This is a genomic window from Dyella thailandensis (assembly GCF_050749815.1).
Classification (GTDB): Bacteria; Pseudomonadota; Gammaproteobacteria; order Xanthomonadales; family Rhodanobacteraceae; genus Dyella_A.
This window is the reverse complement of the sequence record NZ_CP192735.1, coordinates 344,030-364,671: the sequence shown is the minus strand read 5'-3', so window position 1 is coordinate 364,671 and position 20,642 is coordinate 344,030. Positions and strand designations below refer to the sequence as shown.

22 protein-coding genes are annotated in these 20,642 nt (G+C 67.1%); 2 read left to right on the top strand and 20 right to left on the bottom strand.

The window, feature by feature from the left end:
• Window positions 1–33 precede the first annotated feature (33 nt).
• Window positions 34–378, bottom strand: coding sequence for a flagellar hook-basal body complex protein FliE (fliE, locus tag ACQVBX_RS01585; protein ID WP_431636151.1), 345 nt, complete (start codon window positions 376–378; stop codon window positions 34–36).
• Window positions 379–454: 76 nt separating this feature from the next.
• Window positions 455–1,861 carry a sigma-54 dependent transcriptional regulator gene (locus tag ACQVBX_RS01580; protein ID WP_431636150.1) on the bottom strand — a complete coding sequence of 469 codons (1,407 nt, stop codon included), beginning with the start codon at window positions 1,859–1,861 and terminating at the stop codon, window positions 455–457.
• 230 nt (window positions 1,862–2,091) lie between these two features.
• Here ACQVBX_RS01580 and ACQVBX_RS01575 point away from each other — a divergent pair, with 230 nt between their 5' ends.
• Window positions 2,092–2,265 carry a hypothetical protein gene (locus ACQVBX_RS01575; protein WP_431636149.1) on the top strand — a complete coding sequence of 58 codons (174 nt, stop codon included), beginning with the start codon at window positions 2,092–2,094 and terminating at the stop codon, window positions 2,263–2,265.
• A gap of 19 nt (window positions 2,266–2,284) precedes the next feature.
• Here ACQVBX_RS01575 and ACQVBX_RS01570 read toward each other — a convergent pair whose 3' ends face one another.
• From ACQVBX_RS01570 to fliD, 4 genes are read right to left on the bottom strand one after another with little or no spacing between them, the layout of a single operon-like run.
• Entirely contained in the window at window positions 2,285–2,836 is a 552-nt protein-coding gene (locus ACQVBX_RS01570; protein ID WP_431636148.1) for a PilZ domain-containing protein, read from the bottom strand.
• Between the two features lie 49 nt (window positions 2,837–2,885).
• Window positions 2,886–3,188 carry a hypothetical protein gene (locus ACQVBX_RS01565; RefSeq protein WP_431636147.1) on the bottom strand — a complete coding sequence of 101 codons (303 nt, stop codon included), beginning with the start codon at window positions 3,186–3,188 and terminating at the stop codon, window positions 2,886–2,888.
• On the bottom strand, window positions 3,188–3,613 hold the full coding sequence (fliS, locus tag ACQVBX_RS01560; protein ID WP_431636146.1) for a flagellar export chaperone FliS: 426 nt from the start codon (window positions 3,611–3,613) through the stop codon (window positions 3,188–3,190). Before fliS ends, ACQVBX_RS01565 begins: the two co-directional genes overlap by 1 nt.
• Before the next feature lie 14 nt (window positions 3,614–3,627).
• Window positions 3,628–5,028 carry a flagellar filament capping protein FliD gene (fliD, locus tag ACQVBX_RS01555; protein ID WP_431636145.1) on the bottom strand — a complete coding sequence of 467 codons (1,401 nt, stop codon included), beginning with the start codon at window positions 5,026–5,028 and terminating at the stop codon, window positions 3,628–3,630.
• On the opposite strand from fliD, the gene ACQVBX_RS01550 reads away from it, so the two are divergent.
• Complete coding sequence (locus ACQVBX_RS01550; RefSeq protein WP_431636144.1) at window positions 5,021–5,176, top strand: hypothetical protein; 156 nt, start codon at window positions 5,021–5,023, stop codon at window positions 5,174–5,176. The genes fliD and ACQVBX_RS01550 overlap by 8 nt on opposite strands.
• A gap of 136 nt (window positions 5,177–5,312) precedes the next feature.
• On the opposite strand, the gene ACQVBX_RS01545 is transcribed toward ACQVBX_RS01550, so the two are convergent.
• The 14 genes from ACQVBX_RS01545 to ACQVBX_RS01480 form a co-directional block, all read right to left on the bottom strand.
• A complete protein-coding gene (locus tag ACQVBX_RS01545) occupies window positions 5,313–6,761 on the bottom strand; it encodes a flagellin (protein ID WP_431636143.1) in 1,449 nt (482 codons plus the stop codon).
• A 266-nt stretch (window positions 6,762–7,027) separates the two neighbouring features.
• Window positions 7,028–8,470 (bottom strand): flagellin, encoded by a 1,443-nt coding sequence (locus ACQVBX_RS01540; protein ID WP_431636142.1) that lies wholly within the window; start codon window positions 8,468–8,470, stop codon window positions 7,028–7,030.
• Window positions 8,471–8,767: 297 nt separating this feature from the next.
• Entirely contained in the window at window positions 8,768–9,991 is a 1,224-nt protein-coding gene (flgL, locus tag ACQVBX_RS01535; protein ID WP_431636141.1) for a flagellar hook-associated protein FlgL, read from the bottom strand.
• A 5-nt stretch (window positions 9,992–9,996) separates the two neighbouring features.
• Window positions 9,997–11,880, bottom strand: coding sequence for a flagellar hook-associated protein FlgK (gene flgK / locus ACQVBX_RS01530; RefSeq protein ID WP_431636140.1), 1,884 nt, complete (start codon window positions 11,878–11,880; stop codon window positions 9,997–9,999).
• 18 nt (window positions 11,881–11,898) lie between these two features.
• Window positions 11,899–12,885: a flagellar assembly peptidoglycan hydrolase FlgJ gene (flgJ, locus tag ACQVBX_RS01525; RefSeq protein ID WP_431636139.1), complete on the bottom strand. Its 987-nt coding sequence runs from the start codon at window positions 12,883–12,885 to the stop codon at window positions 11,899–11,901.
• A gap of 1 nt (window position 12,886) precedes the next feature.
• Window positions 12,887–13,966: a flagellar basal body P-ring protein FlgI gene (locus ACQVBX_RS01520; RefSeq protein WP_431638091.1), complete on the bottom strand. Its 1,080-nt coding sequence runs from the start codon at window positions 13,964–13,966 to the stop codon at window positions 12,887–12,889.
• A 355-nt stretch (window positions 13,967–14,321) separates the two neighbouring features.
• Window positions 14,322–15,008, bottom strand: coding sequence for a flagellar basal body L-ring protein FlgH (gene flgH / locus ACQVBX_RS01515; RefSeq protein WP_431636138.1), 687 nt, complete (start codon window positions 15,006–15,008; stop codon window positions 14,322–14,324).
• An 8-nt stretch (window positions 15,009–15,016) separates the two neighbouring features.
• A complete protein-coding gene (flgG, locus tag ACQVBX_RS01510) occupies window positions 15,017–15,802 on the bottom strand; it encodes a flagellar basal-body rod protein FlgG (RefSeq protein ID WP_431636137.1) in 786 nt (261 codons plus the stop codon).
• A gap of 36 nt (window positions 15,803–15,838) precedes the next feature.
• Window positions 15,839–16,579 carry a flagellar basal-body rod protein FlgF gene (flgF, locus tag ACQVBX_RS01505; protein ID WP_431636136.1) on the bottom strand — a complete coding sequence of 247 codons (741 nt, stop codon included), beginning with the start codon at window positions 16,577–16,579 and terminating at the stop codon, window positions 15,839–15,841.
• Window positions 16,580–16,588: 9 nt separating this feature from the next.
• Entirely contained in the window at window positions 16,589–17,803 is a 1,215-nt protein-coding gene (gene flgE, locus ACQVBX_RS01500; RefSeq protein WP_431636135.1) for a flagellar hook protein FlgE, read from the bottom strand.
• Between the two features lie 43 nt (window positions 17,804–17,846).
• The gene (locus tag ACQVBX_RS01495; protein WP_431636134.1) at window positions 17,847–18,521 is read right to left on the bottom strand and encodes a flagellar hook assembly protein FlgD; all 675 of its coding nucleotides are present in this window, start codon (window positions 18,519–18,521) and stop codon (window positions 17,847–17,849) included.
• Between the two features lie 17 nt (window positions 18,522–18,538).
• Window positions 18,539–18,961 carry a flagellar basal body rod protein FlgC gene (gene flgC, locus ACQVBX_RS01490; RefSeq protein WP_431636133.1) on the bottom strand — a complete coding sequence of 141 codons (423 nt, stop codon included), beginning with the start codon at window positions 18,959–18,961 and terminating at the stop codon, window positions 18,539–18,541.
• Window positions 18,962–18,966: 5 nt separating this feature from the next.
• Complete coding sequence (flgB, locus tag ACQVBX_RS01485) at window positions 18,967–19,359, bottom strand: flagellar basal body rod protein FlgB (RefSeq protein ID WP_431636132.1); 393 nt, start codon at window positions 19,357–19,359, stop codon at window positions 18,967–18,969.
• A gap of 322 nt (window positions 19,360–19,681) precedes the next feature.
• Window positions 19,682–20,599, bottom strand: a complete 918-nt coding sequence (locus ACQVBX_RS01480) for a chemotaxis protein (RefSeq protein ID WP_431636131.1) — start codon at window positions 20,597–20,599, stop codon at window positions 19,682–19,684.
• Between the last annotated feature and the right edge of the window lie 43 nt (window positions 20,600–20,642).

The following is a 20,642-nucleotide window of genomic DNA, read 5'->3' as shown; positions in this document are numbered from 1 at the left end:
CTCGTTATCGATGGGCGAAGGAAAAGGCAGTCGTCAGACCGGCATGTTCATGATGTCTTTGTAGGCATCGACGAGCTTGTTGCGCACCTGTGTCATCGCGTTGAGCGAGAGGTCGGCCTTCTGGATCGCCACCATCGTGCGGGCCAGATCCGCGCCCTGGTCGCCACGCTCGAATGCCGCGGCCATGCGCCCGGCCGTGGCCTGGCTGTCGCCCACCGCGGCGATCGACTGCTTGAGCAGCGCGCCGAACGGGCTGGCGCCGCTGGCCGGCGTGGCCGCGGGCAGCGCCGTGGAAGAGAACGCCACTTCGGGCGACCGCACCTGGGCGGACATCTGGCGCATCTGGCTGAGCAGGCTGTTGACGTCGATCGTGGTCATGACGGTTTTCCAACGCGTGACGGGTTTCCGCAGGGGTTACTGCACGATGTGTGCCATGGAGCCAAAGCCCCTGCCCTCACGCGGCCAGGCCGTTCTGCAGCCCGTACTTGCGCAGCTTTTCCACCAGCGTGGTGCGCTGCATACGCAGCAGCTTGGCGGCGTGCGCCACTACGCCGTCGGTGACGTCGAGCGCCTGACGGATCAGACCCACCTCGATGTCGGCCAGGTGATCCTTCAGGTCGATGCCGCCCTCGGGCAGATGCGTCGCATCGTTGACGGCGGCGTGCTCGCCCACCACCGCGTCCATCATCGTCAGCAGTTGACTGCTGCTGGGCTCCTCGGCGGGCGTGGCGCCGCGGTAGCGCTCGGGCAATTCGCCGGCGCGCACTTCGGCATGCGGATAGAGAATGGCCAGGCGCTCGACCAGGTTGCACAGCTCGCGCACGTTCCCCGGCCACGGGTAGCCGCGCAGCGTCTGCAGCGCGCTGTGCGAGAAGCGCACCGAGCCCACGCCGCGGCGCTCCAGGCGCTGGTTGAATTCGTTGATAAGCACCGGCAGATCTTCCAGGCGCTCGCGCAGCGAAGGCAGCTCGAGCGGGAACACGCTCAGGCGATAGAACAGATCCTCGCGGAAGCGACCGTCGGTGATCGCCTGCTCCAGGTTGCGGTGAGTGGCGGCGATGATGCGCACGTCGCAGCGCAGGGTCTTGTTGCCGCCCACGCGCTCGAACATGCGCTCCTGCAGCACGCGCAGCAGCTTCACCTGCATCGGCAGGCTCATGTCGCCGATCTCGTCGAGGAACAGCGTGCCGCCCTCGGCCAGCTCGAAGCGCCCCTTGCGCGAGCTGATCGCGCCGGTGAAGGCGCCCTTCTCGTGGCCGAACAGCTCGCTCTCCAGCAGTTCGGCGGGAATCGCGCCGCAGTTGATCGCGATGAACGGCTTGTCTTTGCGCGGCGAGCAGTCGTGAATGGTGCGGGCGACCATTTCCTTGCCGGTACCCGATTCACCCAGCACCAGCACGCTGGAATCGAACGGCGCCACCTGGCGGATCAGCGCATTGACCCGCGCCATGGCGCGCGATTCGCCGACAAAGCGCTGCTCGCCGCGGCGCACCCCGGTGGCGCGGGCGGTGGCGCAGCGCATCGCCTCGGCGAACTGCTCATAGCGCAGCGGAAAACCGATCACCCCCACCCGGGTGAAGAACGGCGAGCTGGCTGCCAGCATGCGCGAGGCCCACGGCGAATCCTCGGCCAGCAGCAGCGGGAGATGGGCAATCGCCTCGCCCAGGCCAGCCAGCTGGCTTTCCGCGGACGCCTCGTCGCTGACGTCGCCGATGTACACGCCGCGCCAGGCGGCGTCGGGCGGAGCCTGATCCACGCTTCCGGCGTGCAGCGGAGAAAAACCAAGGAACTGCAGCGCGGAGATGACCGAAGCGGCCCGCAGCGGGTTCGATTCGATGACCAGGAAATCCGACTTGTCCATCGTGCAACGCCTCTCGTTCTGACTCGGGTGGAACGCAGCGGTTGGGTGGGAGAGCCGCTGTGTTTTTTTCCGGACCGTGACGGTTTGTCGTCGGTCCACGTCGAGAGAGGGAGCAAGAAGAAGGCCAGTGCGCCAGCGCGCTGACGGCAGAGGGCGTCAGCGGGATCGCCGCTGCGCGTCACCCGCCTTTCTTGCGAAGGCGGTGACGTCGCGAAGGTTCACGTAAATGAATGTCGCGTAAAGATATTTCTGTTTTGAAACGGCGCGGTACAGGTGACGTCGGCGGTCACGTCGACAATTTGGCCCGTCAACAAATTTGCGCACCGGCCGCCGAAAACGTGAAGCAGCTCACACTCGTGTCCGACCCCGCTGAAACCGTTTACGTGACGGCCATCACAGAGTGACCCGGCAGGTCGAAAACGTTCAGGTCAGGGACTGACGCGCCTCGGCCACTTTGCGTCGGTGATGGCGAAAAACCAGCCGCTCGATCGCATCGGCCGCGGCATCACCCAGCGGCTCGAAGGCCAAAAAGGCCAGGCCGTCATCAAGTCGACGCTGCACCCGCGCGGGCAATTCCAGCGGCAGGCTGGGACAGGCATCCAGATGAATGCGCATGCACACCGCAGCCCCTTCGGCAGGCAGCAGGGCCGCGGGTACCAGCGCGCCGATCGCGTTGAAACGCACGTGCGCGCGGGCCGGCAGGGCACTGGTCGGCACCAGCAGCCGGTTGACGATGTCCACCAGCGCATTGAGCTTGGCGTCCAGCCGCGCCAGCTCCTGCAGGACCGGGCTGTCGTCGTCGGCGCCGTCAGCGCGACGCTCCTCGATAGCCGCAATGCTCGCCAGGGTCGAGAGGTTGCGCTCGCCCAGCTGTGCCAGCGAGCTGGCACCGTCGCCGCGCGGCAGCAGCGCCAGGCGTAACTGGTCATCAACGCAGACGCGTTCGGAGAAGGCAAGCCAGAGGGCATCGGTCATGGCGGAAGTCCTGTAGCGCAGCGTGACCCGGCGATCGCGTTCACCGGCCTCAGCCGGGATCGGCGGTGTCCAGGTAGGCGCTCACCGCGCGGTGGTTCACATGATGGCGCGAGAGATGATCGCTCACCGCATTGCGTGCCTGGGCGGCCATATCCAGCAGTGCGCGCTGATCCAGCTGCAACTGTCGCATGGCCATCAGCCCGGCCACGTTCACCGGCGCCCGACGCAGCAGCCGGTCGCACTCGGCCTGCAGTGTGCTGGCGCCGGCCCAGTCACCGCGGCCGGCGGCCTGCAGCATGTCGGCGCTCAGCACGAGCGCCCGCTGCAGATCGGGATGCGGCGCCTCGTTCATTACGCGCTCTTGGCCTGCGCGGCAGACGCGGCGAGGTAATTGGCGCGAATGCCTTGCCAGCCTTCGCGCACCGGCGCGAGCAGGCGGGAGGACTCGTCCAGCGCGGCCACGTCGTCATGCAGCTGGGCGTAGAGCAGGCGTCGGGTGACGTATTCGTAGAGCGACTCGAGCCGCTGACTGAACGCCGGATCGGCGTCGTGGTTCAGGCTGTCGCGCAGCTCGCCCACGATGGCCACCGCCTTGGAAATGCAGCTGCCCTTGGCGGCCACGTTGCCGTGCAGCAGATGACCGCGCGCTTGGGCGATGCGATCCATGGCGCCGTCGAGCAGCATGCTCACCAGCTGGTGCGGGTCGGCGCTCTCGACGCCGGCGACGCTGTTCTGCTGGTAGAGGGCGCTGGCTTGGCGCAGGGGTCCGTAGGTCATGAGGCGCTCCTGGTTCAACTTTTCTTGGTGTAGGTGGCTTCGAGCTGCGCCAGCGCACCGGTGAGGTAGCTGCTGGTGTTGTTGAGCGAAGACACCAGGGTGTCGAGCTGCGTGTACTGGTCGCGCAACTGCTTCTCGTACACGCTCATGCGCGCGTCGAGCTGGCTCTGCTGCGTGTTGAGCTTGCTCAGGCTGTCGGTGAGGCTCTGCTGGCGCGTGGAGATGATCCCGCCCGAGGCGGTGAATCCATCCAGCGCCGTATTCAGGCGCTTGGCGTAGCCGTTCGAACCCGCGAACAGGTCCTGTACGGCCGAGGGATTGCTGTCCAGGGTGGCGGCCAGCTTGGCGTTGTCCACCGCCAGCGAGCCGTCGGCCGAACGGGTGATACCCAGCGAAGCCAGCGAACCGATGCTGTTGCCGGCCACCTTGCCGCTGAGCACGCTGCCGATCTGCCGCTGCACCGAGTTGAGCGTGGTATCGCCCAGCAGGATGCCGGCCTGGCCGGTGTCCTTGTCGTAACTGGACAGCGTGCCGACGGTCTTGACGTAGCTGTTGTACGCATCGACGAAGCCCTGCACGGCCTTCGTCGCGGCGCTGTTGTCGCGCGACACGGTAAGCGTGGTGCTGCCGGCCACAGCGAGATTGATGGTGACGCCATCGATGGCGCCGCTCACGCTGTTGCTGGCGCTGGTGATGTTGATGCCGTCCAGGCTCAGCTTCGCGTCGGTCGCTTCGTTGGCACCGGCGGTGTTGAGCTTGGTGGCCAGGGTCGACAGGCCGGCACTGCTGCCCGAGCCGGCACTCACGCTGAAGCCATTGGCCACGCCGGTCTTGCTCGAGCTGAGCAGCAACTGCGCGCCGCCGGCTCCGTTGACCACGGTGGCGGTAATGCCGGGGTTGTCCTTGGCCGCGTTGATCTTGGCCGCGATGTCGGCGACCGTGTCGGTGGCGCCGATAGCTATGTTGGCGCTGTTGGCGCCCACGCTGAGCGTCAGTGATCCGTCGCCCACGGCCGCGGTCGACGCATAGGCGTCGCTGGCGCGCTTCTGCGCCGTGGCCAGGTTCTGCACCACCAGCGCATAGCTTCCCGGCTGCGCGCTTGCCAGCGTGCTGGTGGTGCCGATGGCGCTGTCGCCCAGGGTGGCGTTGAAGCTGGCGAAGGTGCTGGTCTGGGTCAGCGTGGAAAGCGACGACTGCAGTGAGCCGAGCGCCGAACTGAGCGAAGCCAGCCCGGTCAGCAGGGCGTTGGTCTGGGTCGCCTTGGCGGTGATCTGCGCCTGTGGCCCGGACTTCTTGTCATTCACCAGCGCAGTGACGATGGAGTCCACATTCAACCCCGAGCCGATACCGGCCGAGCTCAAAATGCCGCCGCCCGTGCTGCCGCTGGTGTTGGTATTGACGTTGGTGATGGCCATGCCGGTTCCCGTGGATTTCTTGACGCTGCCCGCGCCCTGGCGGTTCGACTGCAAGAACCTCGCCAGTGGACCGCCGCGCAAACGTGGCGGGCGCGAGAAAGCTCGCTTTGCCGATGCGAAGGTGATCGGCCGGACGGCGACAAACTGAAGCCGGGCGCCTGGGCGGAGCGCGCCCCGCTCCAAGCGCAACTACGTTCCGGCACAAAGAAAAACGGCGCCACCGAAACCAACGGTGGCGCCGCGAAACGTTCGGGCGGCTTGTCAGCGCGCCGCACCGCTCTCCGTTACTGCAGGAGCTTGAGCACCTGCTGCGGCTGCGAGTTGGCCTGCGCCAGCACCGAGATACCGGCCTGCTGCAGCACCTGCGCCTTGCTGAGGTTCGCCGTCTCGGCCGCGAAATCCGCGTCCTGAATGGTCGACTGCGAGGCCTTCAGGTTGGTCGACTGCGAGCTCAGCGTGGAGATCGTCGACTGGAAGCGGTTCTGCACCGCACCCAGCTGCGCGGCAAAGGCCGCCACCGAGCTCAGCGCCACGTCGATGCGCGAGATCAGGTCGTTGGCACCGTCCACCGTGCCCACCGAACCACCGGCCAGCGAGCCGCCCGTGGCCGCCGCCGTACCGGCGGTGTAGGTCGCGTTTGCGTTCACGTCCTTGGCGTTGCCACCGATGATGTTGCCACCGGTGTCGGTGAGCGTCAGCGCGCTGTTGGAGTAGAAGTTGAGGCCCTTGCCGTCGGCGCTCACCGCTGCGCTCACGCCATCGACGCCGGCCGCGTTGATCGCATCGGACATGTCTTGCAGGCTCTTCGCACCCGTCAAATCGACCGCCTTGCCGTTGACCGACAAACCTTCGCTGGCCAGATCGGCTGGGCCGCCGATGGCGGTGAGGGCCTGATCAATGGCGGGAATGCCCGCAGTCATCAATCCGCCGGAATGCATGATGAAACCGAGCCCGAAGTCGCCGGCCCGGCTACCCGCGATAGTCAGGTCGTTCGACCCACCGTTGGTGATTGACATCACGCCAGCGGAATAACTGAACGTTGCTCCGGTCTCGCCACTGGCGTTGTACGCCGCGGTGAGCGCGGCAGTGAAGCCGCTCTCGGTCGTGAATCTACCGGTGACATTCTGGCCGTTGATCGTGAGATCGCCAGCCTTCAACGTCAGGCCCGGCAGGCCGCTGAATATGTCGCTGATGTCCCCGCTCTTGACCTCAGCCACCTTGCCCAGGTCGCTGGCCTTGACGCTCTGACCCAGGCTCACCGACACGGTCTGGCCCACGTTGGCGCCGATCTGGAAGCTCTGCGACTTCAGCGAGCCGTCCAGCACCTTCTTGCCGTTGAACGTGGTCTGGTTGGCGATGCGGGTCACTTCCTGCAGGCGCTGCTGCACTTCGTTGTCGATCGTCTTGCGATCGGCATCGCTGTAGGTGCCGTTGGCCGACTGCGCGGCCAGGTCGCGGATCGCCTGCAGGTTGGCGGTGACCTGATCCAGCGCCGAGCCGGTGGTCTGCGCCAGGTTGATCGCGTCCGAGGCGTTCGCGCTGGCCTGGGCCAGACCGCCGATCTGCGTGGTGTAGCGCTGCGAGATCGCAAAGCCCGCGGCGTTGTCCGCCGCGCTGTTGATCTTCAGGCCCGAGGACAGGCGCTGCGTGGCCTGGGCCAGCGCGCTCTTGGAGGTGGAGAGGTTGTTCTGCGCGTTCAGCGAGGAAACGTTGGTGTTGATGACGAATGACACGACGTGTACTCCGTAGACGAAGCATGGCCTGTCGATGAAACAGTGAGGCGTCCCGGCAGGCGTCGGGAGCCCTGGCAAAGCAACGGCACCTGGACTGGCGCCATGCGGCGACAGATGGAAAAAAAGCCGCTAGCAAAACCTTCGGCCAGAAGTTTTTGCGAGCCGCTCTCGAAAAAGCGGCGGCATCGATGCACCGATGCCGCCGCGTTACCGCAAACCGCTTTCGACCGGCTCCGCCAGGTGCGACGGAGCCGGTCAATCCGCTGTTACTGCAGGAGCTTGAGCACCTGCTGCGGCTGCGAGTTGGCCTGCGCCAGCACCGAGATACCGGCCTGCTGCAGCACCTGCGCCTTGCTGAGGTTCGCCGTCTCGGCCGCGAAATCCGCGTCCTGGATGGTCGACTGCGAGGCCTTCAGGTTGGTCGACTGCGAGCTCAGCGTGGAGATCGTCGACTGGAAGCGGTTCTGCACCGCACCCAGCTGGGCCGCGAAGTCCGCCACCGAGCTCAGCGCCACGTCGATGCGCGAGATCAGGTCGTTCGCGCCGTCCACCGTGCCCACCGAGCCACCGGCCAGCGAGCCGCCGGTCGCCGCAGCCGTACCGAGGGTGTAGGTCGCGTTGGCGTTCACGTCCTTGGCATTGGCGCCGACGATGTTGCCACCGGTGTCGGTGAGCGTCAGCGCGCTGTTGGAGTAGAAGTTGATGCCCTTACCGTCGGCGCTCACCGCGGCGCTGACACCGTCAATACCCTTCGCATTGATGGCATCGGACACGTCCTGCAGGCTCTTCGCACCCGTCAGGTCGACCGCCTTGCCGTTGACCGTCAGGCCTTCCGTGGAAAGATCCGGCGCCGGGATGGTGGCGCTCACCGCCGCCGCCACGCCCGTGCTGGTACCGGTGCCGGAGGCGGCCACGGTGGTGATGCCCAGCGCGTTGGTACCGGAGATGGTCACGGCATTGGTCGCATCGGCACTGTTGTTGATGCTGATCTCGTTGCCGCTGGCGGTGAAGGTGGCGCCCGTGCCGGTACCGCTGGCGGCGTACGCTGCGGTCAGCGCGGTGGCCAGGTCAGCGGCGGAGCTGAAGGTGCCGGTGACGTCGGTGCCGTTGACCTTCAGGTCACCGGCAGCGAGCTTGACACCGGTGCCAGAGGCAAAGGCGGCGCTGATGTCGCCGGTCTTCACTTCGGCCACGGCACCCAGGTCGCTGGCCTTGACGCTCTGGCCCAGGCTCACCGACACCGTCTGGCCCACGTTGGCGCCGATCTGGAAGCTCTGCGACTGCAGCGAACCGTCCAGCACCTTCTTGCCGTTGAACGTGGTCTGGTTGGCGATGCGGGTCACTTCCTGCAGGCGCTGCTGCACTTCGTTGTCGATCGTCTTGCGATCGGCATCGCTGTAGGTACCGTTGGCCGACTGCGCGGCCAGGTCGCGGATCGCCTGCAGGTTGGCGGTGACCTGATCCAGCGCCGAGCCGGTGGTCTGCGCCAGGTTGATCGCGTCCGAGGCGTTCGCGCTGGCCTGGGCCAGACCGCCGATCTGCGTGGTGTAGCGCTGCGAGATCGCAAAGCCCGCGGCGTTGTCCGCCGCGCTGTTGATCTTCAGGCCCGAGGACAGGCGCTGCGTGGCCTGGGCCAGCGCGCTCTTGGAGGTGGAGAGGTTGTTCTGCGCGTTCAGCGAGGAAACGTTGGTGTTGATGACGAATGACATTGGGATGTTCTCCTGACGGAAATCGATAGCCGGATGGTGTGGCTTGCTGTATTCCCGGCGGGGTTCCATGTGGGATGCCATCCGCCTCAGGGACTGTTTCGTCAGCGGCGAAAATTACTTGAGCATCACTACTTGATTTTTTTTGCGACGTGGTTTGCACGCCGCGACCCGGAACGGGAACGCTTGCTTCTATCGGCCGCCGATGGCGCAGCTGTAGGCCCTGCGGGCTACCGCAGACATAAACGAAGACGCCGCGGCAGGGCCGCGGCGTCTTCGGAGCGAACAGCAAACCGCCGACTACTTGATGTAGTTGAACAGGCTCATCGACTTCACCTGCGCAAACACCTGCTGCGATGCCTGCAAGGCCGTGGACTGGAGCGAGAGATTGCTGATCGCCTGATAGACGTCCACGTCGCGCGTGTCCGACAGCGTGCTCTTGTAGGTCACGCCGAGGTCCTGATACGCCGCACGCTGCGCCGCGAGCGCGTTGGTACGTCCACCGATGTCCACCTCGGCCCGCGACACTTCGGCCTGCGCGTTGTCGAGCGCTTCCAGCTGGCGATTGAGCGTGTTGGTCATCTGCGCCGAGCTACCGCCACCCTGCAACGTCGTGATCATGGTGTTGAAGGTGGTGAAGATATCCTGCGAGGCACCAGCCTGGATGCTCACCGAGTCGCCTGCCTGCGGCTCGCCGTCGAGCGAGAGCGTGAGGCCGTTGAAGCTGATGCTGCCGCCTGCGGTATAGGTACCGGTGACCGGGTTGCCGCCACTGTCGAGCAGCGGATTGCCGCCACCATCGAGTGCGTTCCAGTTGCCGGCGCCGTCGAAGGTGATCGTGTAGCCGCCGTTGGCGGCGATACCCGCGGCGAACGTAGTGGGATCGGACACCGCGTTCTCGCCCACCACCAGCGTGCCGGTGTTGCCCGCCGCGGCGCTGGCGACGAAGCGGCCGTTGCCCGCCGCCACGTCCATGAAGATCGCGCTGCCGGACTCGCCAGTCGGCACGGTGAGCCCGGCGCCGATGCTTGCCCGCGGCTGGCCGTCATTGCCGGCGTAGCTCACGCTGCCGTTGGCGTTCTTCACAAACGGCACGGTGTTGCTGCTGGTGCCGGCGAACAGCGCCTGCCCGGTGGCATCGGTGGTGTTGGCCATCTGCAGCAGCTGGTCACGCATCTGCGTGAGCTGGGTAGCGATCGCCTGGCGGTCGCTGTCGGCCAGCGAGCCGTTGAGTGCCTGCAGGGTGAGGTCGCGCGCGCTGTTGTACAGGTCGTTGACCGAGTTGAGCGTGGACTGCGCCGTATCCAGCCGCGTGCTCGCCGCATCGATGTTGGCGGTGTACTGGGTGTTCGCCGCGAGGATGTGATTGAGGCTGATGACGCGCCCGGCGCCGGCGGGATCGTCCGAGGCCACATTGATGCGCTTGCCGGTACTCACCTGGTTCTGCGTGGCGGCCAGCGAGCTCTGCTGGTTCATCATGCTGGCCAGCGACTGCTGGTACATCCAGCTGGTGGAAAGACGCATGGCGATTACCTCTGCACGGCAGCGAGCAGGCTGCTGAAGATGGACTGGGCGGTGGAGATCACTTGCGCCGAAGCCTGGTAGGCCTGCTGGTACTTCACGAGGTTGGCGGCCTCCTCGTCGAGGTTCACGCCCGACACCGCCTGCTGCGCGGACATCGCCTGACCGTGCAGGCTGGTCTGCGTCGTGAGGTTGCTCGCCGCCTGCGAGCCGGCGTTGCCGATCTCGGTGGTGAGCAGGGTGTAGTTGTCGATCACCGACCGGCTGCCGCCGGCCAGCACGCCCGTGTCGGCGAGGCCGGCCAGCGCCAGCGCGTTGGCGTTGTCGTTGAGGCCGTTGCTGTTGGCGCTGATCGCGAAGCTGTCGCCCGCCGCCGGCGCGCCGGACAACGTGAGACTCCAGCCATTGGCCGACAGCGTCTGCCCCGCGGTGTACGCGCCGCTACCCAGCACGGTGCCGCCGGCATCGGTGAGGGTGTAGGTGCCGGCGGTGGGAAAGGCCACCGTGACGCCGGTGAGCAGCGCCGGATTGCTGGCGTCGGTCACCTGCAGCGAAGACACCGCGCTGCTGCCGGTGTTCGCGCTGGCAGCCTTGCTTTGCAGGGCTGCCGCGGCGGCGATGCCGGACGGATCGGTGAGGCTCACCGTCAAACCGCTGGCGGCGTTGCGGGTCGGCTGGATGCGGAAGCTGTCGCCCGCCTGCGCCGCGCCGGATACCGCTAGGGTGAGGCCCGCGCCGCTGAGCGAGCCGTCGGGATTGGTGGTGAGCGCCACCGGCTGGCCGCCGGTGGTGGTCATGCTCCAGGCGCTGCCGTCGTAACGCAGCGTGTAGTCGGCGCTGTCCAGTGCTGCGACGTCCGTTACCTGCGCGGCCACTGTGGCCGTGCCCGCGTTGCTGGCGGCGGGAAGCGCCTGCGGCGCGGGCAGCGCGAAGATCGGCTTGCCGAGCTGGCCGTTGAGATCCAGGCCCTTGCCCTGCTGCGCGTTGACGCTGGTGGCCAGGCCGATCGCCGCCTGACCGAGACGATTCTGCGCGCTGTCCAGCACATTGCTGCGGTAGTCGAGCAAGGCGCCGAGCGAACCGCCGCTGATGCGCGAGGTGATGTCGCCGCCGCTGCTGTCGAGCACATTCACGCGTGCCGTGTCGTACGTGTCGCTGCCGGTGGACAGCTTGAACGCATGGCTGCCGCTGACCAGGCTCTGTCCGCTGCTGCTGTAGACGCTGTAGGTGCCGTCGGCCTCGCTCACGGCGGTGACGCCGAGGTAGCCGGACAGGCTGTTGACCAGCGCGTCGCGCTGATCCAGCAGCGCGTTCGGCGTGCCGCTGCCGAGGCTGTCGTGGATCTTGCGGTTGAGGCTGGCGATGTTGTCCAGCGTGCTGTTGATGCCTTTGACGGTGTTGGTGATCTGACCGTTGATCTGCTTCTGCTGGCTGTCCAGCTGCGCGCCCAGCGTGGTGAACACAGAGGCGACGGTGGAGGCGTTGCCCAGCAGCGCCTGCCGGGCAGACGTATCACCCGCTGCCGAGGCGTTGGCCACGGTATCGAAGGCACCGTAGAAGTTGTCCAGCGCGCCCTGCAGGTCGCCGCTGGCGCTGAGCATGCTGTTGAGCGTGGTGGCCAGGTCGTTGTACGCGGTGGCGCGCGAGAGGTTCGCGTTGCTGCTCCACACGGCGCTGGTGAGATAGCTGGAGTAGGCGCGCTCTACCGCCACCACGTCCACGCCGTTGCCCACGGTGAAACGGTTCGACGGCGGCGCCACGCGCTCGGCTTGGCGCACCACCTCGCGGCTGTAGCCATCGGTGCCGGCGTTGGTGATGTTGTTGCCGACCGTATTGAGCGCCACCTGGGCCGCATTGAGGCCGGAGATGCCGGTGCTGAGCAGGTTAGCCATGGATCAGTCCTGGGCGCTTCATTCGAGGGATGTCGGCGCGCCGGCGCCGTTCTTGAGCGCGTCCAGCGCCTGGCGCATTGCCGGGCTGTTGGCGATGGCGGCGATCTTGTGGGCGTAGGACGGGTCGGTGGCGTAACCGCCCTGCACCAGTCCACGGGCAAACCCGGCCACGTCGTCGCCCTTGCCCAGCGCCTGCGCGTAACGCGGGTTGTCACCGAGCAGGCGGGCGTAGTCGTCGAACGACTGCGCCGGCGATTCGTAGGCGCGGAACGCCGCGCGCTTGCGCACCGGCACCCCGCCCTCCACTTCCAGCGTGGGCACGCTGATCCGCTCGCCGTCCCAGCTGGAGCCGGCTTTCATGCCGAACAGGTTGTAGCTGGGCGTGCCGTCGCCGTGCTGCGGCATGTGCTTGCCCCACTGGGTTTCCAGCGCGGCCTGCGCCAGCACCGCGCGCACCGAGACGCCGAGCTTCTCGGCCGCCTTCTGCGCGAACGGCGCCATCTTGGTGACGAAATCGGCCGGGTCGCCCGGAATGAAGTGCGAAGCGGCCCTCACGGCCGCGGACCCGGCCGAGCGAGCCACCGAGCCCAGCCGGGACAACCAGCCATCGTCGCCATCGGTGCCGGAAGGCGCTGCGGACGCCCCCGAGGGCGGCGCCAGTCCGGCCGCACCGGGACTCGCCGGTGCCGCCTTGCCGCCGAGCTGGCGCACCAGCATTTCGGCGATACCCAGGCCATGCCCCTGGTTGGACAAGGTCACCGCCAGCTGGTGATCGGCCAGACCCTGCCAGGAGTCGCCAGCCTGGCTGTCGAAGTTCGGATCGCCGAAATTGGCGTCGCGCATCGACTTCAGCACCATCTGGGTGAAGATCGACTCGAACTGCTTGGCCACCACCGGGAGCGCCGACTTCGCGTCGGCCTGCGCGCTCTGGCGCAGCGCGTTGAAGCCGGACAGGTCGGTCCAGGTGTTGACGTTCTGCGCAGCGGAGTCGATGCCGGAGGCCATGTCAGATCACCACCAGCTCCGCGTGCAGCGCACCGGCCTGCTTGAGCGCCTGCAGGATGGAGATGAGATCGCTGGGCGCGGCACCCACCTGGTTCACCGCGCGCACGATGGTGTCCAGGCTCACGCCGGGGCCGAACTTGAACATGTGGCCGCCGTCCTCGCTTACGCGCACGTCGCTGGACGGCACCACCGTCGTCTGGCCCTTGCTGAAAGCATTGGGCTGACTCACTAGCGGCTGCTCGCTGATGGTCACCTGGATCGAGCCGTGCGCCACCGCGGCGGCGCTCACGCGCACATCCGAACCGATCACCACGGTGCCGGTGCGCGAATTCACCACCACGCGGGCGGGCGCGTCGGCCGGGGTCACGTCGATGTTCTGGATGTCGCCCAGCCATGCCACCTTCTGCGACGGATCCATCGGGCTGCGCACGGCGATCGAGCCGCCGTCGATGGCGTTGGCGGTACCCGCGCCGTAGGCGGCATTGATCGCCTTCACCACGCGCGAGGCAGTGGTGAAATCGGGCGTGTTGAGGTTGAGCATGAGGTCGCCGCCGTTACCGAACGCCGAGGGTACGCTGCGCTCGACCGTGGCGCCGTTGGGAATGCGGCCGGAGTCGGAGATGTTCACCTGCACGCTGGAGCCGCTCTTACCCTGCGCGCTGATGCCGCCGATCACCACGCTGCCCTGGGCGATCGCGTAGGTGTTGCCGTCGGCGCCCTTCAGCGGCGCCATCAGCAACTGACCGCCGCGCAGCGTCTTGGCGTTGCCGATCGAGGCCACGGTGACGTCGATCGTCTGGCCGGGCTTGGCGAACGGCGGCAGGTCGGCGGTGACGATCACCGCGGCCGCGTTCTTCAGCTGCGGGCGCGCGTTGGCCGGCACCACGATGCCGAACTGCTGCAGCATGTTCTCCAGGCTCTGCGTGGTGAACGGCGCCTGCGTGGTCTGGTCGCCCGAGCCGTCCAGACCGACCACAAGGCCATAACCGATCAGCTGGTTGTTGCGCACGCCACCGACCGAGGCGAGGTCACGGATCTTGTCCGCATGCACCGGCGTGGCCAGCGCCACGGCGAGCAGCATCAGCACCGTGGTGCCGAAGCTGCGCCAGCGCAGCAGCGACCGGCGCATCTCGCTGCGGCGCAGGGCGTCGGCCGCCCGATCGCCCAGCGGCTGGCCCGGCACAGCCGGCTCGTGCGCGCGATGCTCGTACGGCGCATGCACCGACGCCGGGACGGCATGATTGCGCAAGTGCCTCATCAGCTGGCGGGTTTTCATGCGTGCGTGCTCGAAGAATGGGTGAAAGCACCGCAATCCCTGTAGGAGCCCGCTCGCGGGCGATGCTCTTGGCTGTTGCCTTCGATGGGGATCAGGAGCAGGAGCATCGCCCGCGAGCGGGCTCCTACCGGGGCGTGGGCGGTGACGGGGGGCGCGCGCATCAGAACGGCATCCACTTGGAATTGAAGAAGCGCGACAGCCAGCCCTGGGTGTTGGCATCGGCCAGCGAGCCGCGGCCGGTGTAGGCGATGCGCGCATCGGCCACGCGGCTGGACGACACGCTGTTGTCCGGGTTGATGTCCTGCGGGCGCACGATGCCGGAGATGCGCACCATTTCCTGGCCCTGGTTGATGGTTAGCCACTTCTCGCCGCGCACTACCAGGTTGCCGTTGGACAGGCGCTGCGCCACCGTGACGGTGATCTGGCCGCTGAGCTGGTTGCTCTGGCTGGAGGAGCCATCGCCGGCGAAGCTGCGATCGCCGCTGAGGCCGATGCTGGCCGGGTTGCCGTTGAGCGTGACGCCCTGGCCGAGGATGGTCGGCGCATCGAGCGACGTCTTGTCTTTCTTGCTGGTGCTGGTGGTGGCCTTCTTGCTGGCCTGGGTGCTTTCCTGCAGCACGATGGTGAGGATGTCGCCCACGCGATGCGCGCGCGGATCGGCGAACAGCTCCATGTTGCTGGCGTCGTGGTAGATCGAGCCATCGGCCACCGGCGCGGCCTGCGGCTGCACCGGCGCGGTGGCGGCCCACTGACCGTCGTCGGCCGACGAACCCATCGTGGCGCAGCCGGCCAGCGCGAGCGCGGCCACGGCGGCACCCAGGCGAAGAAGCGAAGTGATCGGGCGCATGGGCGTGCTCACATCTTGTCCGTGAGGTCCTGCAGCATCTGGTCGGTGCTGCTGATGGCCTTGGAGTTCATTTCGTAGGTGCGCTGGGTCTCGATCATGTTGACCATCTCCTCCACCACATTGACGTTGGAGGACTCGAGTGCGCCCTGCATCAGCGTGCCCATGCCGTTCAAGCCGGGCTGGCCGGTCTGCGGCGCGCCGCTGGAGGCGGTCTCCAGGAACAGGTTGCCGCCCTGCGCCTGCAAGCCGGCGGGATTGACGAAGTCGGCCAGCTGCAGCGTACCCACCTGCACCGAGGCGGCCGAGCCGGCGGTGGTCGCCGACACCGTGCCGTCGGCACCGATGGAGATGCTCTGCACGCCGGTCGGCAGGGTGATCGCCGGATCCAGCGCGTAGCCGTCGGCGGTGACCAGCTGGCCATTGGCGTCGGTATGCAGCGAGCCGTCACGGGTGTAGGCCACGGTGCCGTCAGGCATCGACACCTGCAGGAAGCCGCGGCCCTGGATCGCCACGTCCAGCGAGTTGCCGGTCTGGCTGATGCCACCCTGGGTGAACAGCTTCTCCGTGCCGACCACGCGCACGCCGGTGCCCAGCATCAGGCCCGACGGCGACAGCGTCTGCTCGGTGGTCTGCGCGCCGGGCTGGGCGCGGTTCTGGTACATCAGATCCTGGAACGCCGCGCGCGAGCTCTTGAAGCCGGTGGTGTTGGCGTTGGCCAGGTTGTTGGAGATGACGTCCATGCGCGTCTGCTGCGCATCGAGGCCGGTCTTGGCGATCCAGAGGGAGGAAAGCATGGTTTTTGACTCCTGAGCGGTGACGGCAACCCGTCATCAACTCGACTGAAGCAATTTGGATGCCGACGCGGCGTTGTCTTCCGAAGCCTTGATCGACTTGATCTGCATGTCGTACTGGCGCGAGAGCGCGATCATCTTCACCAGCTCCGACGAGGCGTTGACGTTGCTGTTCTCCAGTGCGCCGGAAGTGACCCGCACCGTGGCATCCGGCGTGGCGGTAGCGCCGCCGGCCAGGTGCATCAGGCCGTCACCGCCCTGCACCAGCTGGGTCGGGTCGGGATTGACCAGGCGCAGCCGGTCGAGCGCCGCCACGGTGGACGGGCCCTCGCCGATCGGCACGGTGGAGATCGTGCCGTCCTCGCCGATGCGCAGCTGCGCGCTGGCCGGCAGGCTGATCGGCCCGCCGTTGCCCAGCACCGGGTTGCCGTTGGCGTCGGTGAGCAGCCCGTCGGCGGTGAGCTGCAGGTCGCCGGCGCGCGTATAGCCTTCCGAACCGTCCGGCGCCTGCACCGCGATCCAGCCGCTGCCCTGCACTGCCACGTCGAGCGAGCGCCCGGTGCTGGTGACCGATCCCTGCGTGGTGTCCGCGCCGATGCCGCGGGCCACGGCATTGATGCGTGTGGCCTCGCCCTGCCCCAGCACCGGCAGGCTCTGGAACGCGCTCAGCTCGCTCTTGAAGCCCACCGTGGAGGCGTTGGCCAGGTTGTGACTCACGGCTTCCTGGGCGCGCATGATCTGCGTCGCCCCGGTCATCGCCACGTAGAGGGAACGGTCCATGGGGATCGATTACCGCACCGCGTTGAACAGCGAGGTGGCCAGTGTGTTGTCGGTGGTGAGCACCTGCGCGTTGGCCTGGTAGTTGCGCTGCGCCTTGATCATGTTGACCAGCTGTGCGGTGGTGTCGGCCGTGTTGGACGACTCCAGCGCACCGGACTGCAGATCGCCGAACGTGCCGGTGCCCGCCGCGCCCATCACCGCCGAACCGGAGTCGCCGCTGGCCGCCCAGGTGGTGTTGCCCACCTGGCGTAGGCCCTGCACGTTGGAGAAGTTGGCGATCGCGATCTGGCCCAGCTGTGTGCTCTGGTTGTTCGAGTAATACGCGGTCACCACGCCCTTCGAATCGATGTCGATGTTCGACAGCGTGCCGGCCTCGAAGCCGTTCTGATTGATCGATCCTGCCGAGTAGTCGGTGCCGAACTGGGTGGTGTTGGTGACGTTCACCGAGAGCGTCAACGGGTTGGCGCCGTTGCCCAGGCTGATCGGGTTGAACGCGAGGTTGCCGCCCACCGGCGTGGCCAGGTTGCCACTGGTGTCGAAGGTGAGCGACTGCGTGCCGGCGTTGTTGCCGTCCACGTACAGGTGCGCATCCCACGCGTTGGTGGCGGTCTTCACGTAGTACACAGTGGCTTGGTGCGAGCCACCCTGAGAGTCGTACACGGTCACCGGCGTGGCGGCATTGAACGAGGTGGCGTCGGTGGTGCTGAAGGCGGTCGCCGGCACGGCGGCGCTGGCCGGCAGATTGGAGTTCATCGTGACCAGCGAAGTCGCCGTGGCGTTGCTCTGCGAGGAGAGCAGCTTCAGGTCGGTCAGCGTACTGGTGTCGAAGCCACCCAGGCCGTTGGGCGGATACACCTGCAGGCGCGCGCCGGTGTTGGTCTGCACGTAGTCGTCCGGGCTCTTCTTGAAATCGCCGGCGCGGGTGTATTGCACGCCGCTGCCGTCATTGACGACAAAGAAGCCGTTACCGCTGATCGCCATGTCCAGCGAGTTGTTGGTGGTTTCGATGTCGCCCTGGGCGAACTGCTGCGCCACGTCCTGCAGACGGGCACCGCTGCCTGTGGCGGTGGAGTTGAGGTTCAGGCCGGTCACCGCGAACACGTCGGCGAACTCGGCGCGCGAGCCCTTGAAGCCGGTGGTGTTGGCGTTGGCGATGTTGTTGGCGATGACGTTGAGGTCGGACTGGGCCGCATTGATGCCGGTGAGCGCGGTGTTCAGAGCCATGATGTGTTTCCTCGATATAAGGGATGTGGATGCAGCGCGTGCGTCAGAGGATCTGGGCCACCTGGCTGAGCGCGACGCCGCCCACGCCAGCCACCTGCAGATAGGTGCCCACGTCGCTGCCGCCGTAGCCCACGGCGGTCACCTTGCCGGCGACATAGGTATCGAACGAACTGCCACCGTTGCTGGCGGCCATCTTGTAGCTGCCAGAGGGCAGCGCGTTGCCGGCGTCGTCCTTGCCGTCCCAGCTGAACTGGGTGAGCCCGGAACTGGGCGCGTCCACGGCCATCGTGCGCACCACGTCGCCGTTGGCATTGATGATGTTGACGGTGAGTTTGCCCGGCACGGTGACGTTGGCCGCGCCGCTGACCGCTGTGCCGCTGTAGTTGATCGTCGAGGCCGGCACCACCACCTGGCGGTCGACCAGGTTGGACGAGCCGAGCACCTGCGAGGTCTGCAGTGCGCCGTTCACCGTGCTGTTGAGCGTGTTCACCGCGCTGACCATGTCCTGGCTCGACTGCAGCTGGCTGAACTGCGCCATCTGCGAGACGAACTGGTTGTTGTCCACCGGGTTGGTGGGGTCCTGCGCCTGCAGCTGGGCGGTCATCAGCTTGAGAAAATCGCTCTGCGTCATGCCGCCGGCGCTGGCCGCCTTGCTGGCCTGGCCGGCCGCGTTGCCGCTGCCGGCCGTGCCGGTGGTGTTGTTGGTGTTGATGGTCATGCGTGGACTCCGTCGGACTACTTGCCGAGGTCGAGGGTTTTCACCATCAACTGCTTGGTGGTGTTCATCACCTCGACGTTGTTCTGGTACGAACGCGAGGCAGAAATCATGTTGACCAGCTCGTCGACGGGGTTGACGTTGCTGCCGTAGACGTAGCCGTTGGCGTCGGCCATGGGGTTGCCGGGCTCGTAACGGCTGGGGATCGCCGCCTGGCTCTGGGTGACGCCATCCACCTTGACGCCGACCGTGCCGGCATCGGCCATCGCCCCTTCCACGCGCTGCTTCACCGCGGCGAACAGCGGCTCCTTCGCGCGGTAGGCGCCCTGCTGGGTGCTGGACACGCTGTCGGCGTTGGCGAGATTGCTGGCCACGGTGTTGAGCCGCAGCGACTGCGCGGCCATGCCGGAGCCTGCGGTATCGAAAATCTTGAACATCGACATGGCGGTTACCCGGTGATCGCGGTGCGCAGCATGCGGATCTGCGCGGTGATGAAGGCCAGCGAGGCCTGGTAGTGCACGCCGTTGGCGGCGAAGTTAGCCTGCTCGACCTGCTCGTCGACGGTGTTGCCGTCCATGCTGGGCTGGGTCGGGTTGCGCCACATCAGCTTGTCCGCGGCCTGCGCGGAGGGATCGACCTGACCGGCCGTGGGCGTGCTCAGCGCCAGCCCTTCGGAGCGGCCGCTGGCCTGCATCAGCGCAGCGCGGAAATCGAGATCGCGCGCCTGGTAGCCGGGCGTGTCGGCATTGGCCAGGTTGCCGGCCAGCACTTCACTGCGGCGCTGCCACAGACCCAAGGCCTGGGTGTGGATGCCGAACAGGTTGTCGATGGGTGCACTCATGGCTGGCCTCCGCGCGGTATCGGACCGCAGGAGGCTGGAGGCAAATCGCGTGCCACGGCGTGGAAAGCCTTGTCAGGCCTGGCTTTTTGCCGCGCGACGGAACCACGCCAGGCGCTGAGAGACGGAAAACCGACGCCGCAACAGGCCGCGTCGCCCGCCGGAGGCGGAGCATCTCGCAGGCGGTCAGGGCTTGCGGCGGTCGCGCACAGGGTGCGCTCCTACCGAGCCAGGTTTGCCGCACTATCGATGCTGAAACGTCCCGAACAGAGGCGGGAGCGCGGTCGCGACCGGAGGCTCTTCAAACGCCACGCCGGTGGCGCGATCAGCCCGGCAGCAGGTCCAGCACTGCCTGGGCCAGCAGGTCCGGCTGGAACTTGGCGATGAAGCGGTCGGCGGCGACCTCCTTCACCATCGCTTCGTTGAACATGCCGCTGATCGAGCTGTGCAGCACCACCTTGAGTCCGCGCAGGGCAGGCGTCTCGCGGATCGCGCGGGTCAGCGCGTAGCCGTCCATCTGCGGCATCTCGATGTCTGACACCACCAGGTGCACGCGCTCGGCCGGCTCCACCGCGGCAAGCTCCTGCAGCTTCTCCAGCGCGCGCACACCGTCTTCCACCATCACGCATTCGATATTCATCTGGCGGAACACGCCCTCGATCTGCCGGCGCGCGACCAGCGAATCGTCGGCCACCAGCACGCGGCGCGGGTGCATGGCATGGCCATCCACCGCGCGCAGCATGTGCGCGGACAGCTCGCCGGGCACGCCGTGGATGCTGGCCAGCACGTGCTCCACGTCCACCACCGCCACCAGCGCGCCGTCCACGCGGGTGATCGCGTTGACGCGGGTGCCGAAGCCCAACGCGGGTTCCGGCGTCACCAGCGCGCTGCCGTCGCAATGCACCATGTGCTTGAGGTCGGCCACCAGAAAGGCCTGCACGGTGCGGCTGAACTCGGTCACCAGCAGGTGCGCCGAGGCGACATCCTTCAGCGGCGGATAGCCCAGCGCGGCGGCCAGGTCGATCACCGCGATGGTCTGGCCGCGGTAGTCGCAGCTGCCGGCAATCAGCTCGTGCGCGCCGGGCATGCGCTCCAGCGGCGGCCGGCGCAGCACCTCGCGTACCTTGAATACGTTGATGCCGAACAGCTGCGCGTCGCCCAGCCGGAACAGCAGCATCGCCACCCGGTTATGGCCGGCCAGCCGGGTGTGCCGCTCCACGCTCTCCAACAACGCACCGCTCATGCCGGGTTTCCTTCCTGAAGGCTGCACCGCACGCGCGGTGGAT